The sequence below is a fragment of the Mesorhizobium sp. WSM4832 genome (assembly GCF_055811115.1).
Map to the genome: position 1 here is coordinate 180,568 of NZ_JBVVQH010000006.1, position 14,889 is coordinate 195,456.

At 64.2% G+C, this 14,889-nt stretch carries 16 protein-coding genes; 10 read left to right on the forward strand and 6 right to left on the reverse strand.

Translation table 11 applies throughout. The features are described from left to right. The first annotated feature begins 150 nt into the window (after positions 1-150). Entirely contained in the window at positions 151-837 is a 687-nt protein-coding gene (locus tag AC0L2L_RS11075; protein ID WP_473578268.1) for a ceramidase domain-containing protein, read from the forward strand. Positions 838-910: 73 nt separating this feature from the next. Here the strand turns inward: AC0L2L_RS11075 and acnA are convergent, their stop codons facing one another. Beyond that, entirely contained in the window at positions 911-3,601 is a 2,691-nt protein-coding gene (acnA, locus tag AC0L2L_RS11080) for an aconitate hydratase AcnA (RefSeq protein ID WP_473578269.1), read from the reverse strand. A gap of 285 nt (positions 3,602-3,886) precedes the next feature. Here acnA and ccmA point away from each other — a divergent pair, with 285 nt between their 5' ends. The 4 genes from ccmA (at position 3,887) to AC0L2L_RS11100 (ending at position 6,286) form a co-directional block, all read left to right on the forward strand. Then, positions 3,887-4,489, forward strand: coding sequence for a heme ABC exporter ATP-binding protein CcmA (gene ccmA, locus AC0L2L_RS11085; protein WP_473578270.1), 603 nt, complete (start codon positions 3,887-3,889; stop codon positions 4,487-4,489). A gap of 235 nt (positions 4,490-4,724) precedes the next feature. Continuing rightward, the gene (gene ccmB / locus AC0L2L_RS11090; protein ID WP_473578271.1) at positions 4,725-5,390 is read left to right on the forward strand and encodes a heme exporter protein CcmB; all 666 of its coding nucleotides are present in this window, start codon (positions 4,725-4,727) and stop codon (positions 5,388-5,390) included. 147 nt (positions 5,391-5,537) lie between these two features. Continuing rightward, positions 5,538-5,711 (forward strand): heme exporter protein CcmD, encoded by a 174-nt coding sequence (ccmD, locus tag AC0L2L_RS11095; protein WP_473578273.1) that lies wholly within the window; start codon positions 5,538-5,540, stop codon positions 5,709-5,711. Then, positions 5,708-6,286, forward strand: coding sequence for a DsbE family thiol:disulfide interchange protein (locus tag AC0L2L_RS11100; RefSeq protein WP_473578275.1), 579 nt, complete (start codon positions 5,708-5,710; stop codon positions 6,284-6,286). The genes ccmD and AC0L2L_RS11100 overlap by 4 nt, the downstream gene beginning before the upstream one ends. A 187-nt stretch (positions 6,287-6,473) precedes the next feature. Here AC0L2L_RS11100 and AC0L2L_RS11105 read toward each other — a convergent pair whose 3' ends face one another. Then, positions 6,474-6,638 (reverse strand): hypothetical protein, encoded by a 165-nt coding sequence (locus AC0L2L_RS11105; RefSeq protein WP_473578277.1) that lies wholly within the window; start codon positions 6,636-6,638, stop codon positions 6,474-6,476. A gap of 297 nt (positions 6,639-6,935) precedes the next feature. On the opposite strand from AC0L2L_RS11105, the gene AC0L2L_RS11110 reads away from it, so the two are divergent. Beyond that, the gene (locus AC0L2L_RS11110) at positions 6,936-7,856 is read left to right on the forward strand and encodes an SMP-30/gluconolactonase/LRE family protein (RefSeq protein WP_473578279.1); all 921 of its coding nucleotides are present in this window, start codon (positions 6,936-6,938) and stop codon (positions 7,854-7,856) included. 181 nt (positions 7,857-8,037) lie between these two features. After that, positions 8,038-8,244, forward strand: coding sequence for a tautomerase family protein (locus AC0L2L_RS11115; protein WP_149791579.1), 207 nt, complete (start codon positions 8,038-8,040; stop codon positions 8,242-8,244). Positions 8,245-8,286: 42 nt separating this feature from the next. Here the strand turns inward: AC0L2L_RS11115 and AC0L2L_RS11120 are convergent, their stop codons facing one another. Genes AC0L2L_RS11120 through AC0L2L_RS11130 form a run of 3 tightly spaced genes read right to left on the reverse strand, consistent with a single transcriptional unit; the run spans position 8,287 to position 11,736 of the window. Continuing rightward, entirely contained in the window at positions 8,287-9,453 is a 1,167-nt protein-coding gene (locus AC0L2L_RS11120; RefSeq protein ID WP_473578280.1) for an NAD(P)/FAD-dependent oxidoreductase, read from the reverse strand. A 28-nt stretch (positions 9,454-9,481) separates the two neighbouring features. After that, positions 9,482-10,978, reverse strand: coding sequence for a sensor histidine kinase (locus AC0L2L_RS11125; protein WP_473578467.1), 1,497 nt, complete (start codon positions 10,976-10,978; stop codon positions 9,482-9,484). A 59-nt stretch (positions 10,979-11,037) separates the two neighbouring features. Further along, positions 11,038-11,736 (reverse strand): response regulator, encoded by a 699-nt coding sequence (locus AC0L2L_RS11130; protein WP_473578281.1) that lies wholly within the window; start codon positions 11,734-11,736, stop codon positions 11,038-11,040. Between the two features lie 657 nt (positions 11,737-12,393). Here AC0L2L_RS11130 and AC0L2L_RS11135 point away from each other — a divergent pair. From AC0L2L_RS11135 to AC0L2L_RS11145, 3 genes are all read left to right on the forward strand, one after another. After that, entirely contained in the window at positions 12,394-12,681 is a 288-nt protein-coding gene (locus AC0L2L_RS11135; protein ID WP_473578282.1) for a GIY-YIG nuclease family protein, read from the forward strand. 204 nt (positions 12,682-12,885) lie between these two features. Next, entirely contained in the window at positions 12,886-13,764 is an 879-nt protein-coding gene (locus AC0L2L_RS11140) for an HpcH/HpaI aldolase/citrate lyase family protein (protein ID WP_473578284.1), read from the forward strand. A 93-nt stretch (positions 13,765-13,857) separates the two neighbouring features. Continuing rightward, a complete protein-coding gene (locus AC0L2L_RS11145; protein ID WP_473578469.1) occupies positions 13,858-14,064 on the forward strand; it encodes a DUF1737 domain-containing protein in 207 nt (68 codons plus the stop codon). Positions 14,065-14,291: 227 nt separating this feature from the next. Here AC0L2L_RS11145 and AC0L2L_RS11150 read toward each other — a convergent pair whose 3' ends face one another. Beyond that, on the reverse strand, positions 14,292-14,729 hold the full coding sequence (locus AC0L2L_RS11150; RefSeq protein ID WP_473578285.1) for a metallopeptidase family protein: 438 nt from the start codon (positions 14,727-14,729) through the stop codon (positions 14,292-14,294). Positions 14,730-14,889: the final 160 nt, after the last annotated feature.

Below are 14,889 nucleotides of genomic sequence, written 5' to 3' on the forward strand. Positions count from 1 at the left end.
GTTCTGATTGCTAAAATATGTGGCAGAAGCGACAGTCAACGGGAAGTCACGTTGCGGTGAAATTTTGCTGTTGCAACCGCAGCTAAGGCCGCAATAGGAGAGGCCATTGCATTTCACGGCGCGGTTCGATTCGGGAGCAGCATCCTCACCATGTGGCAAACTCTCCTGACCCCGGTCGATCTCTATTGCGAACGGACCGGACCTGGACTTTGGGCAGAACCGGCTAATGCTTTGAGCAACCTGGCGTTCATTGCCGCGGGACTATGGGGCGTCTGGCAGGTGCGGCGCTACAAAACCGGCAGCTTCGCCGAAGCGCTGGCCTGGTGGGTGGTGGCGATCGGCATCGGCTCGACCCTGTTCCACACCTTCGCCACCAAAGGCGCGATCTGGACCGACATCCTGCCGATCGCCGGTTTCACGCTTGCCTACACGCTGCTCAACCTGCGCCGTTTCCTCGGCATGGAATGGGGCAAGGCGACCCTCGTCTTCGTCGCCTTCTACGTCGTTGCAGGGCTGATTACCTTCGCCGTACCCGACTGGCTGCGCCAGGCCTCGAACGGCACGACGAACTATCTGCCGCCTTTCCTGGCGCTCGCCTTCTTCGGCGCGTGGGTGGCAGCAACCGGCAACCGGGCCGGATGGTATAATCTGACCGGCTCGGCGATCTTCGTCGTCTCGGTCATCTGCCGCATGGTCGACCCGCTGGTCTGCGCCAGCTTCCCGCACGGCACGCATTTCCTCTGGCACGTCTTCAACGGGCTGATGCTCGCCGTGCTGCTGGCGGCGACGGCGCGGTTCGGGAAGCCGAAGATTAAGGCAGTAGGCAGTAGGCAGTAGGCAGTAGGCAGTAGGCAGTAGAGATGTCGTTTCCTGGCCCCTATGCCTACTGCCTAATCCCTAATGCCTGCCCTTAAGCAGCCAGATCACGCAGCACGTACTGCAAAATGCCGCCGTTCTTGAAGTAGTCGAGCTCGTCCAGCGTATCGATGCGGCAGATGATCGGCACGTTCTTCACCGTGCCGTCGCCATAGGTGACCTTGGCGACCATCTTCTGGCGCGGCTTGATCGCCTCCAGCCCGTCGATCTCGACCAGTTCGTCGCCCTTGAGGTTCAGCGAAGCCCATGAGGTGCCGTCCTCGAAGACGAAGGGGATGACGCCCATGCCGACCAGGTTCGAGCGATGGATACGTTCGAAGGACTGGGCGATGACCGCTCGGACCCCAAGCAGGTTCGTTCCCTTGGCCGCCCAGTCGCGCGATGAGCCGTTGCCGTATTCGACGCCGGCGAAGATGACCAGCGGCACGCCTTCTTGCTTGTATTCCATCGCCGCGTCGTAGATCGACATCTCCTCCTTCGAGGGATAGTGGATCGTGTAGCCGCCCTCGCGGCCGTTCTCGCCGAGCATGTGGTTGCGGATGCGGATGTTGGCGAAAGTGCCGCGCATCATCACCTCATGATTGCCGCGACGCGTGCCGTACTGGTTGAAATCAGCCACGCCGACGCCGTGCTCGGTGAGATATTTGCCGGCCGGCGAGGCGGCCTTGATCGAACCCGCCGGCGAGATGTGGTCGGTGGTGATCTTGTCGCCGAACAGGCCGAGCACGCGCGCGCCCTTGATGTCGCCGATCTTGGCGAAGGAGCGCGCCATGCCGGCGAAATAGGGCGGGTTCTGCACATAGGTCGAGTTGTCGTCCCAGGCATAGGTCTGGCCTTCCGGCGCCTTGACCTTCTGCCAATAGGCGTCGCCCTTGAAGACGTCGGCATATTTGCGGGCGAACAGCTCGCGGGTGACGTTCTTCTCGATGAACTCCTGGATCTCGACCGTGGTCGGCCAGATGTCTTTGAGATAGACCGGCTTGCCGTCGCTGCCCTCGCCGAGCGGCTCGGTGGTCAGGTCCCTGGTCACCGTGCCGGCCAGCGCGTGCGCCACCACCAGCGGCGGCGAGGCGAGGTAGTTCGCCTGCACGTCCGGAGAGACGCGGCCTTCGAAGTTGCGGTTGCCGGAGAGAACCGCGGCGGCGATCAGGCCTTTATCGTTGATCGTCTTGGAGATTGGCGCCGGCAGCGGGCCGGAATTGCCAATGCAGGTGGTGCAGCCGAAGCCGACAAGGTTGAAGCCGATCTGGTCGAGTTCCTTCTGCAGGCCCGACTTCTCGAGATATTCGGCCACCACCTGGCTGCCGGGGGCAAGCGAGGTTTTCACCCACGGCTTCTGCTTCAGGCCGAGCCGGTTGGCGTTGCGGGCCAGGAGGCCGGCGCCGATCAGGACGCTCGGGTTGGAGGTGTTGGTGCAGGAGGTGATGGCAGCGATGACGACGTCGCCATGGCCGAGATCGTAGCCGGCGCCTTCGACGGCATAGCGCTTCGAAATCTCGGCGGCCTTCTTGTATTCGGTCTCCATCGCCTTGGCGAAGCCGGCGGGAATGCCTTCCAGCGCAACGCGGCCCTCAGGCCGCTTCGGACCGGCCATCGACGGCACGACATCGCCGAGGTCGAGCTCGAGCAGGTCGGTGAAGACCGGATCGGCCGAGCCGGTGTCGCGCCACAGGCCTTGCGCCTTCGAATAGGCTTCGACCAAAGCGATGCGGTTCTCTTCGCGGCCGGACATCGTCAGATAACGGATGGTCTCCGAGTCGACCGGGAAGAAGCCGCAGGTGGCGCCGTATTCCGGCGCCATGTTGCCGATGGTGGCGCGGTCGGCCAGCGTCATGTTGGAGAGGCCGGGGCCGAAGAACTCGACAAACTTGCCGACGACGCCCTTCTTGCGCAGCATCTGGGTGACGGTGAGTACGAGGTCGGTGGCGGTGACGCCTTCCTTGAGCTTGCCGGTCAGGCGGAAGCCGATGACCTCAGGCAGAAGCATGGAAACCGGCTGGCCGAGCATGGCGGCCTCGGCCTCGATGCCGCCGACGCCCCAGCCGAGCACGCCGAGGCCGTTGATCATGGTGGTGTGCGAATCGGTGCCGACGCAGGTGTCGGGATAGGCCGTGGTCTCACCGTCTTCCGAGTTGGTCCACACCACCTGCCCAAGATATTCGAGATTGACCTGGTGGCAGATGCCGGTGCCGGGCGGCACGACGCGGAAGTTGCGGAAGGCCTGCTGGCCCCATTTCAGGAATTTGTAGCGCTCCTCGTTGCGCTCATATTCCAGCTCGACGTTGCGGGCGAAGGCCAGCGGCGTGCCGAACTCGTCGACGATGACCGAATGATCGATGACGAGGTCGACCGGCACCAGCGGATTGATCTTTTCCGGATCGCCGCCGAGCGCCTTGATGCCGTCGCGCATGGCGGCCAGATCGACAACGGCGGGAACGCCGGTGAAATCCTGCATCAGCACGCGGGCGGGGCGATAGGCGATCTCGACGCCGGCGGTGCCCTTGTCGTTCAGCCAGGCGGCGACCGCCTGGATGCTGTCCTTGGTGACGGAGCGGCCGTCTTCGTTGCGGAGCAGGTTCTCCAGCAGCACCTTCATCGAATAGGGCAGCTGGGCGATGTCGGTGAGGCCGTTCTTCTCGGCCTCGACGAGATCGAAATAGACATAGTCGGCGCCACCCGCGGTCAGGGTGCGGCGGCAATTGAAGCTGTCGAGGGATTTTGACACGTGCGATCCGTCCTTGTCTGTTCAGCCTGAAAGGGAACGGACGCCGATGGCATGCAATCACGCGCAAAGGTGCGGGTACGGCCATTTCCGCTGTCCGCTCCCAAGCAACCCGAGCCGTTCAAGGCGGCGCGTGCGCTGGTTCGGCGCTAATTCTGTTCCCGCGCCGACCGCTGGCACGGATGCACCGCATATAGAGAATTTCCTGGAATAGTTCTAGACAGTCGAAAAGCAAATTTGTGCGATGCGGCGGCGGCCGCGAAACGGTGCTTTCGGGACGGGCAAAGAATGCGGCTGATCGCCGAAAATCTGGGCGGCGAGCGCGGCGGCGAGACGGTTTTTTCCAACATCGGCTTCGCGCTCGAAAAGGGCGAGGCGCTCATCGTTACCGGGCCGAACGGCTCGGGCAAATCGACGCTGCTGAGGATCGTCGCCGGCCTGCTGCCTGCCGCCGGGGGCAAAGTGCTCGTCGAAGGCGGCGGCGAGGCTTTCCCGACGGTCGCCTCCGCCGCGCATTATCTCGGCCATCTCAACGCGATGAAGACGGCGCTCAGCGTCGAGGAGAATCTAGGCTTCTGGCGTGCGTTCCAGGGCGAACCGGGGTTGGGCGTGGAAGAGGCATTGGAGACCGTGGCGCTCGGCGGGCTTGGGCACCTGCCCTTCGGCTACCTGTCGACCGGGCAAAGGCGGCGCGCCTCGATCGCCAAGCTCCTGGTCAGCCGCCGGCCGGTCTGGCTGCTCGACGAGCCGACGGCGGGGCTGGACAAGGCTTCGGAGGAGCGGTTCGCGGGGTTGATGCGGGGGCATCTAGAGGGTGGAGGGATTTTGGTGGCGGCGACGCATCTGCCGCTGGGGTTGGTGGGGGCAAAGGGATTGAGGATGGGGGATTGATGTCGGCGCGAAGCACCCCCCTCTGGCCTGCCGGCCATCTCCCCCGCAAGGGGGGAGATCAGCGGTTCAGGCGCCCCGCTGGCCTTGCCGCGCTGGAGATTGGCGAAGGCTGGGGTGACATCCAATCTCCCCCCTTGAGGGGGAGATGGCCGGTTCACCCTCCGAAGCTGCAGCGCAGCTGCTGCGAAGGACGGGCAGGCCAGAGAGGGGGGCCTGGGCGCAGGCATCTCAAATTATGCTAGCCCTCTTCCTGCGCGATATCCGCCTTTCCATCCGCGCCGGCGGCGGGGCGCTGGTCGGCGTCATCTTCTTCCTCGCCGTCATCGTCACCATCCCGTTCGGCGTCGGACCCGACCTCAACCTTTTGTCGCGCATCGGCCCGGCGATCCTGTGGATCGCGGCTTTGCTTGCCTGCCTGCTCGGCCTCGACCGGCTGTTCCAGGCCGATCGCGAGGACGGCTCGCTCGATCTGCTCGTGCTCAACAACGACCGTCACATGCTGGCGCTGACCGTGCTGGTGAAATGCCTGGCGCACTGGACGGGCAGCGTGCTGCCGCTGGTGGTCGCCGCACCCTTGCTCGGCCTGTTCATGAACATGGAGCCGCTGGGCATCGGCGCCACGGCGCTGACGCTTCTCATCGGCACGCCGGCCATCACCTTCATCGGCGCCACTGGCGCCGCGGTCGCGGTGGCTCTGCCGCGCGGCGGGCTGCTGATCTCGGTACTGGTGCTGCCTTTGACCATTCCGGTGCTGATCTTCGGCGTCTCGGCAAGCTATGGCGCGGTGGCTGATCCGGCGCCGTTCCTGCAGCCCTTCCTCATTCTCGCCGCGCTGACGCTGTTTCTTGCGGTGCTCGGTCCCTTGGCGGCGGCATTGGCGCTGCGGCACGGGACGGATTAGGGCGGCGAAGACGTTTCTTCACTGCGGCACCGCTCTTCACTGCGGCACCGCGGCAAATTGCGGGACGCCCGGTGTAAGCGTAAGGGAAGGCATGATCGGAACGATTGGCATGACAGGCGTGGAGAACGCGACCGGGGAGCGGCCGGGATGAGCGCGCACGCCCTGTTCGTCACCGCCGCCTATGCCATCACGGCCGTCGTGCTCGCCGGGCTGATCGGCTGGATCCTGCTCGACCAGCGGGCGCGCAAGCGCGAGCTGGCGGCGCTGGAAGCGGCCGGCGTGCGGCGGCGCTCCGACAAGGCCGGAGCGACGAAGCCATGAGCATCGAAACCCAAACGCCCGCGCCCCGGCGCCGTCTCTTCGTACTCTTGCCGCTGCTGATTTTTTTGGGCCTGGCGGGATTGTTTCTCTCGCAGCTCCTGTCCGGCCGCGACACTTCGGAAATCCCCTCGGCCCTGATCGGGCTGCCGGCGCCGCAGACGGCCCTGCCGCCGCTCGAAGGCGTCAACCTGCCGGGGCTCGAGTCAAAATCCTTCGCCGGCAAGGTGACGCTGGTCAACGTGTTCGCGTCATGGTGTGCGCCGTGCCGCGAGGAGCATCCGGTGCTGCTCGGCCTGTCGCAGGACAAGCGCTTCACGCTTGCCGCGCTGAACTACAAGGACCAGGCGGAAAATGCCCGCCGCTTCCTCGGCGATCTCGGCAATCCATACCAGGCCATCGGCGTCGACCCGGCCGGCCGAGCGGCGATCGACTGGGGCGTCTACGGCGTGCCGGAGACCTTCGTCATCGGCAAGGACGGCAAGATCGCCTACAAGCATGTCGGGCCGCTGACGCCGGAGTCGGCGCGAGACCTGCTGTTGCCGCAGATCGAGAAAGCGCTGGCGGCACCGGGTTAAGCAGCCTGCTTACGTCGTCATTCCAAGGCGAAGCAAGGAGCGAAGCGACGCGGCGCAGACCCTGGAATCCATGCCGTGATGTTGATCGAAGAACGCGACCGTCCAGAAGACGGCTTGAGCACCGCGATCGTTAGCGCAGAACGTTCTGCACCGCTGCGGCGCTGGAAAGCGCCCAGCGGCCGATCACTCAGCCGTAGATTTGCTTGTGGATCTGGTAGAGCATCTCAGAACGGTCGGCGCGCAGATCGGCGAGATCGCGGCTCGACAGGTTCTCGATTTCAGAGACGAGGCGGTTGTAGTGGCGGCGCTTGGCTATGCTGGCGCGGGCGCGGGAGACGAGATTGTCGAACATGGTGACAGGGTTCCTTCTATGCCGCATTCACACGGCCGGTTTGTTCCTCCCTGACGATTGCCAGCATGACATAGGGATTGTGCAATGCAAAATAAAGATGTTGCAATGCACCATTGCAACCAGCGCATAGCGGGTTAACCCAAGCCTAACAGGCCCATGCGCCGCACGCGGAGCCCGCGCCGGCCCGACTTCACGTAATTCTCATCCGTTTTGTCTTACAAATTGCGGGGAACCCGTCTTGCCAGATCGGTTTCGGGCTGGCTTGATCCGCCCGTCACGTGATGCCGGGAGGAATGCATGGCGGCCGCAGACTATTACGAGATTCTCGATCCGCGCTTCACGCGCCTGTTCAACGGCAGCGCGCAGGTGGAAAAGCTGTTCACCGGATGCCGGTGGGCGGAAGGGCCGGCATGGTTCGCCGCCGGCCGCTATGTCGTCTGGTCCGACATCCCGAACAACCGCATGATGCGCTATGACGAGACCGACGGCAGCGTCAGCGTGTTCCGTCAGCCGTCCGGCAATTCCAACGGCAACACGGTCGACCGGCAAGGCCGGCTGGTGACCTGCGAGCATTCCGGCCGCCGCGTCAGCCGTACCGAGCATGACGGCTCGGTCACCACCATCGCCGACAAATGGAAAGGCAAGCGGTTCAACTCGCCCAACGACGCGGTGGTGCGCTCCGACGGCTCGATCTGGTTCACCGATCCGAGCTACGGCATCGATACCGACTATGAGGGCGACAAGGCCGAAAGCGAAATCGGCGCCTGCAACGTCTATCGCGTCGATCCGCAGACGGGCGATGTCGAGGCCGTCATCACCGATATGGTGCGGCCGAACGGGCTCGCCTTCTCGCTCGACGAAAGCCTGCTCTATGTCGTCGACACCGGCCGCACGCATGGCGAGAAGAACCCGGCGCATATGCGGGTCTTCACTATCGGCAAGCACGGCAAGAAGGTTTCGGGCGGCAAGGTCTTCGCCGACTGCACGGCCGGCCTGTTCGACGGTTTCAGGCTCGATTCGGACGGGCGCATCTGGACCAGCGCCGCCGACGGCATCCATTGCTACGACCCGGACGGCACGCTGATCGGCAAGGTGAAGGTGCCGGAAGTGACGGCGAACTGCGTGTTCGGCGGCAACAAGCTCAATTGTCTCTACATCGCCGGCACCACCTCGCTCTACATGGTGCGGCTGATGGTCAACGGGGCGAAAACCTATTGAGGCGAGACTGTTTGGAAATTCTACTCCTGCGGCCATCTGCTGGCGTTTTCTGCGCTTCCGGTGCTCACGGACCTAAATGTCCGCTCCGCTCCGGTTCTCGAAACCACCACCATATGACTCGCCGGAACGAATTTCGAAACAGTCTCCCGGCTGCGTAGCCAAATTCCAAGGGGAGGACTTCATGCCATTCGTCAACATCCGCATCGTCAAGGAAGTGATCGCCGCCGATCCGGCCGGCAAGAAGGCTGACATCGCCAGGAAGGTGACTTCGGCCATCATGGAGGCCACCGGGCTCGGCAATGACGATGTCTGGGTGGTGTTCGAGGAGGTCAACGCCCGCGACTGGTATGTCGGCAAGACCGATGTCGAGACGCGGCGGAAGGGCTAGTCCTCATCTTCTCGCCTCGTGTCGGAGAAGGCGCGCGCTGCCTCAGATCACATTCAATTCCCGGAACGCCCTTCCCTCGGCCACACGGCTGTACCCGAACGCCGTGCAGTCGACCGTGCGATAGGCGCCATGCACGATGAGCTCGGCGAGCGATTTGCCGACCGCCGGCGCCTGCTGCAGGCCGTGTCCGGAAAAGCCGTTGGCGAAGAGGAAGTTCTCGACCTCCGGATGCGGCCCGATCACCGCGTTCTGGTCGAGCGTGTTGTAGTCGTAGTGCCCGACCCAGGCGCGCGTCGGCTTGATCGCCTCGAAGGCCGGGATGCGGGTGGCTAAAACCGGCCACACCACCTCTTCGAACAGCGGCCACTCGACCTCGAAATCCTTCGGATCGGGCGCATGATCGCCTTCTTCCGGCTCGGCGCCGCCGGTGAGGTAGACCGAGCCCTCCGGCCGCACATAGATGCCGGAGGGATCGACCAGCAGCGGCATGTCGGCATATTTTTCGCGCGCCTCGAAGACGAAGACGTTGCGCTTGCGCGGCTCGACCGGTAGCGCCAGCCCGGCAAAAGCCGCGACCTTGCCGGCGTTCGGGCCGGCGGCGTTGACGATAATGCCCGCTTCCAGAGTCTCGCCATTGTCGAGGCTTGCACCGGTGACGCGGTTGCCTTCGCGCGCGATGCCGGTGACCGACGCCGTGATGAAATCGATCTTCTTGTCGCGCAGCGCCTTGCGGAACAGCGTCAGCAGCGCATGCGCGTCGAACCAGCCTTCGCCGCTGCGGCCAAAGGCGCCAGCGGAAATGCCTTCGACCGACAGCCATGGGAAGCGGCGCGCCAGCTGCTCGGCGTCCTCGAGCGAGATATCGGCGCCCTCGGCGACCTGCGTCTCGTGGTTGGCCTTGAGGATCGGCAGGCCGGCCTCGCCGGCAAGGATAAGATAGCCGCCCTCGCGAAAACCGATATCGGCATCGGTGCCGAAGGTTTCCTTGAGCCGCCGGAACAGTTTCAGCGTGAACTGCGACAGGCGGATGTTTTCAGGGATCGAGAATTGCTGGCGGATCGAGGCCAGGGACAGCGTCGTCGCCGCATGGGAAAATTGCGGATCGCGTTCGATCAGCGCGATGGAACCGGTAAAACCTTCCTCGTGCAGGTAATAGGCGACCGAGGATCCGACGATGGCTCCCCCGATGATGACGATGTCGTAGCGCATTTTTTCTCCGATCAATCCGCCCGCGTCTTCACGCAACCGGCAAATCGATCTCGAAGCGCGTGCCGCGTCCGGAGTCAACCAGCCTGATCGTGCCATCATGCGCTTTCAGGAGGGCCAGCACGATGCCGAGCCCCATGCCGGTGCCGCCGGTCTCGCGCCGCGTGGTGAAGAACGGCTCGAATATCTTGGCGCGGTTGGCGGCCGAGATGCCGTCGCCATCGTCGCCGACATGGACCGACACACGCTCGCCAGCGGCTGAAGCATCGATCGCCACCTGTCGAGCGCCGTGCCGTGCCGAATTGTCGATGAGATTGGCGAGCACGATGCCGAGATTCTCAGCCGAGATGCCAAGCCTGATTTCGCCGCCGTCCTCGATCCGAGCCTCCAATCTTGTGTCGACCGGCAGCAGCGCCAGCGCCGCGTCGAGTGTCGTGTTTTCACCGCTCGGCGCCAGGTTTTCGGCGCGCGCCAGGTCGAGCAGCCGGCGCACCAGGAGATTGAGCCGCCCGGCGTCGGTGACGATGTTGTTGGAGAAGCGCCGGCGTTCGGCCTCGTCCATCGCGCCGCCGGAATCGCGAAGCAGCTCGGCCGCGCCCTGGATCGCCGTCAGCGGCGATTTCAATTCATGCGAGACATGGGTGGCGAAGGTCTGGATGCTGTCGGAGCGCGCCTGCAGTTTTTGCGCCATGTCGAGGAAGGCGGCCGACAGCGCCGCCATTTCGCGCGTGCCGTGGTGGTCGAGCGGCCTGATCGCCTCGCGGTCGCCGGCGGCGATGCGTTTTGTGCGGTCGATCAGCGCATAGATCGGCCGGCTGACGGTGCGGATGAACACCAGCGCGATCAACAGCGTGCCGCCGAGGATGGCGATCGCCGCCAGGGTCACCTTGCCGCGCTCGCCATAGAGATGCTTGACGATGTTGCTGGGCGTTCTGGACAGATAGACGACGCCCGCGACCCGGCCGTCGACCTCGACCGGCAGGGCGACGAAGACGCGCACCTTGGTGCCGCGGCTCACCGAATAAAGCGGCGGCGTCGGCTGGTCGGGGATGCGCAATCTGAGCTCGCTGGCATAGGCGCCGGCAAGTGCTTGCCGCACCTCCTCGACTTGGCCGAGCGACCGACCGACCTCGCCGCCGCCGGCAATCACCACGCCATGCGGATCGAGCAGGCGAAAGCCGGCAAGGGTGGTTTTCTGCGTCTCGTCCAGAATGCCGTCGAGCCGCGCGCCTATTGCCGCGAAGGCGGGATCTGCCGTGGCCGGAAGGGCGGCCGGCCGCGTCGGCATGACATCATCGGAGGCAAGGTCGAGGCGTGGCTCGATCGGCTCATAGGGATAGTTGTCCCTTGCCGGATCGGCCGAGATCGGCGAACCCAGCCTGTCCTGGGGAATGCCGGCGGCTCGCACCTCCTGGGCATAGACGGCCGCGACCACTGCGCCTTGCGCGATGAGCTCGCCCTCGGTCTGGCGGATCAGCTGGTTCTCATAGAGCCGGAAGAAGAACAGCCCGACCAGCGGCAGCGCCATGACCACGATCAGGATGGCGATGACGACGGTGGCGAGCCTGGGTCGCCACCTTTCCTTGCTCAACCACCGCATCGGCCGAGCCGGAAGCCGACGCCATGCACCGTCGCGATCACGTCGGCGCAGCCGACGGCGGCCAGCTTGGCCCGCACGTTGCGGATGTGGCTGTCGACGGTGCGTTCCGAGACATGGATGTTCGAGGCATAGGCATTGGCCATCACCGCGTCGCGGCCAAGCACATGAAGCGGGCGGGCGAGAAAGCCTTTCAGGATGGCGAACTCGATCGCCGTCAAGGTGAGCGGCTTGCCGTCGAAACGCGCTTCATGGCTGGCCGGAACAAGCATCAGCTTGCCATGCGCGAACGCCCGGTCGTCGGCTTCCGGCTCCACCGCCGCCGGCCGCGCGCGCCGCAGGATGACGTTGACGCGGGCGACCAGCTCGCGCGGGCTGAACGGCTTGGTCACATAGTCGTCGCCGCCCATCTCCAGCCCGAGGATACGGTCAATTTCTTCATCCCGCGCGGACAGGAACAGCACCGGCACGTCGGATTTTTGCCGCAGCCGGCGGCAGACCTCCAGCCCGTCCATCTCCGGCATGCCGATGTCGAGCACGATGAGGTCGGGCGCGCGGCGTTCGACCGCCTGGAGCGCCGCGGCGCCATCGGCGACGGCAGCCGTCCTCATGCCGGCCTTTTCCAGGGCGAAGCAGATGATCTCGCGGATATGCGGATCGTCGTCGGCGACCAGGATGTTGTGCGGCATGGAATCAGCGGCCCGGTGCGGAAGATTGGGTGACGGCAGGATTAGAGCAATTCGAGGAAAAGTGTGAAACGGTTTCAGTCCGAAATTGCGTCAAAACAAAGAGGTAGAGTGGTTCTGCACTTTCGTGAAACGATAAGCCGCTTGAGCAAGCACGGCGCGCTTGTCGTGAGCGCGGCAAGATTGCGGAGAGCGTCACGGCCGGATCGTCGTCGGTCCGGCGATCTGGACCACCTGCCGCGATCTCGGGACGAAGGGCAGGATGCTAGCTGCGGGACGCGCCATACGCGACTCGACGAGCCACCAGCCTTCGTTGCGGAGCCGCCGCGGCAGGGACCAGCGGGATGTGTGATCTGTTCGCATGCCGGCTTTCTCGCCGGCCGGCGCGGAAAGGTCAGGGCGGAATCCCGGAGCTTTTCAGCAAGGGTTTGCAGTTTTCGTGCAGGGCGCCGGCGTCCTCTCCCCTTAAGATGGAGATGGCCGCGAAGCGGTCAGAAGAAGTGTCCTTGCGCGTGAAGCCGCTACGTATCCCTCGTCATTCTAGGGCGGAGCAAGGAGCGAAGCGACGCGCGCAGACCCTAGAATCCATGCCGTGACAATGGCCGTAGAATGCAACGGCCCAGAATAGCCGTTGGCGATAGTGCTAGCTAAGATCGATCCATGACCGGCTACGTCTACATGACCGCCAGCCAGAAAGGCGGCACAATCTATATCGGTGTCACCAATGACCTTGCTCGTCGGATCCCCGAGCACAAGACCAGCCAAGGCTCCAGCTTCGCCAGCCGTTACGGTGTGCAGCGACTGGTCTGGTACGAGGAGTATTTCGACATCACTGATGCTATTCAGCGTGAGACGTCGTTGAAGCGCTGGCCGCGCCAATGGAAGGTCGAGTTGATCGAGAAGACCAATCCAGAATGGTTCGAGCTGTTTCGCGGAATTGGCTGGTGAGCGTTCTGCACCGTCGCGGCGCTTGAGCGTCACGGCATGGATTCTAGGGTCTGCGCGCGTCGCTTCGCTCCTTGCTCCGCCCTAGAATGACGAAGGATAGACTGGCGGGCAGCGCCCCTCTGCCCCGCCGGCCTTGCGAGGCCCCTCGAGGGGACGATTACTCCGCGCCTTGCCTCATCCGTCTCCACCCGGCATAGATCGGCCATGGCCATCGACACCTACCGCCCGCGCCGCTCGGTGCTTTACATTCCCGCCTCCAACGACAAGGCGCTCGCCAAGATCGCCTCGCTTGCCTGCGACGCCGTCATCATCGATCTCGAGGACGCCGTCCTGCCGGCCGACAAGACGGCGGCGCGCGGCAAGATTGCCGGCATCCTTGCCGGCCCCGAACGGCGCTGCGAGATGGTGGTGCGCATCAACCCTTTAGCCAGCGAATGGGGTAGCGACGACCTGCTGGCCGTGGCCAAGGCCGGGCCTGACGGCATTCTCCTGCCCAAGATCGGCACGCCGCGCGACATCCTCGAGGCCGGCGACCTGCTCGACGACAATTTCGCGCCGGACAGCGTGAAACTATGGGCGATGGTCGAGACGCCTAAGGCGCTGCTCAACATCGGCGCCATCGCCGAACTCGGCCGCGATCCTGCTTCGCGCCTGGCTTGTTTCGTAGCCGGAACGAATGATCTGGTGAAGGCGACCGGCATTCTGGCAACGCCCGACCGGCGCTATCTGATGCCCTGGCTGATGCAGCTGGTGCTTGCCGCCCGCGCCGGCGGCCTCGACGTCATCGACGGCGTCGCCAATGATTTTCGCGACCTTGACGGCTTTGCCCGCGAATGCGCCGAAGGGGCGGCCATGGGCTTTGACGGCAAGTCGGTGATCCACCCCGCCCAGATCGGGCCTGCGAACCACGCCTTTTCGCCGTCGCCCGAGAGGCTGGCCGCAGCCCGCGCGATCAGGGATGCGTTCGCGCGGCCCGAGAATGCCGGCAAGGGCGTGACTGCGCTGGATGGCCGCATGGTCGAGCGGCTGCATCTGGCCGAGGCGGAGAAACTTCTGGCGAAGGCCGCGATCATCGGCGCATGATGCGCCGGGGCTAATGCATGTCGCCCAAAAGTGCGCAGCGGTTTTGGGAAAACGACATGCATGGACAGCGACAATCACGATCAGGGACGAAGAATGAAACTCTACCGCTTTCTGTCCGGTCCGGACGACGCCACCTTCTGCCACAAGGTGACGGCGGCGCTGAACAAGGGCTGGCACCTGTTCGGCTCGCCGACCTACGGCTATGACAAGACGACCAAGTCGATGCGCTGCGGCCAGGCCGTGGTGAAGGACGTCGAAGGCCAGGAATACACGCCGGACACCAAGCTGAGCGATTGGTAAAGCTGGGTCGCCGAGACGCAAGGTCTGCGCCAGGCACCCCCCTCTGCCCTACCGGGCATCTCCCCCTCAAGGGGGGAGATTAGACGTCGTCTTTGATTTCGCCAATCACCAGCGTTGGAGGAAGAGCACCGTCGAAAGGAGCTGCCAATCTCCCTCCTTGAGGGGGAGATGGCCGGCAGGCCAGAGGGGGGTGGGCTTGGCGTCCGCCTATGATGGCTTAGGCACTCTCACCCCGCCGCCGCTTGCTCGGCGGCTTCCTCGATCCGCTCCATGTCGTCGTCCGACAGGCCGAAATGGTGGCCGATCTCGTGGATCAGCACATGGGTGACGATGTCGCCCATCGTTTCTTCATTCTCGGCCCAATAGTCGAGTATGGCGCGGCGGTAGAGCGTGATGCGGTTGGGGCCTTCGCCGGTCTGCGGGTTCCAGCGCTCGGCGATGCCGCGCCCCTCGAACAGGCCGAGCAGGTCGAAGGGCGTCTCCAGCGACAGGTCGTCCATGATCTCGTCGGTCGGGAAATCGGCGATCTGGATGATGATCTCGCCGGTGAGCTTGCGGAACTCGTCCGGCAGATGGGCATAGGTCTCCAGCGCCAGAAGCTCTATCTCGTCGATCGACGGCGAGAGTTGGTCGTGCCAGGTGCGTGTCTTGTAGATACGAGCCATGAAGTGTCCTTTGATCCGGCATATAGGCTTTCGCGCCGATCGAGGCAAACGAACCGGCTGGCCGTCCGCTCTCAGGGTAAAAAGCCGAAGGAATAAATTCCTTGTGACTCTGCTTGACTCTTCCGGGCGCCTCTGGAATCTATAGGAACATAACAGGAAC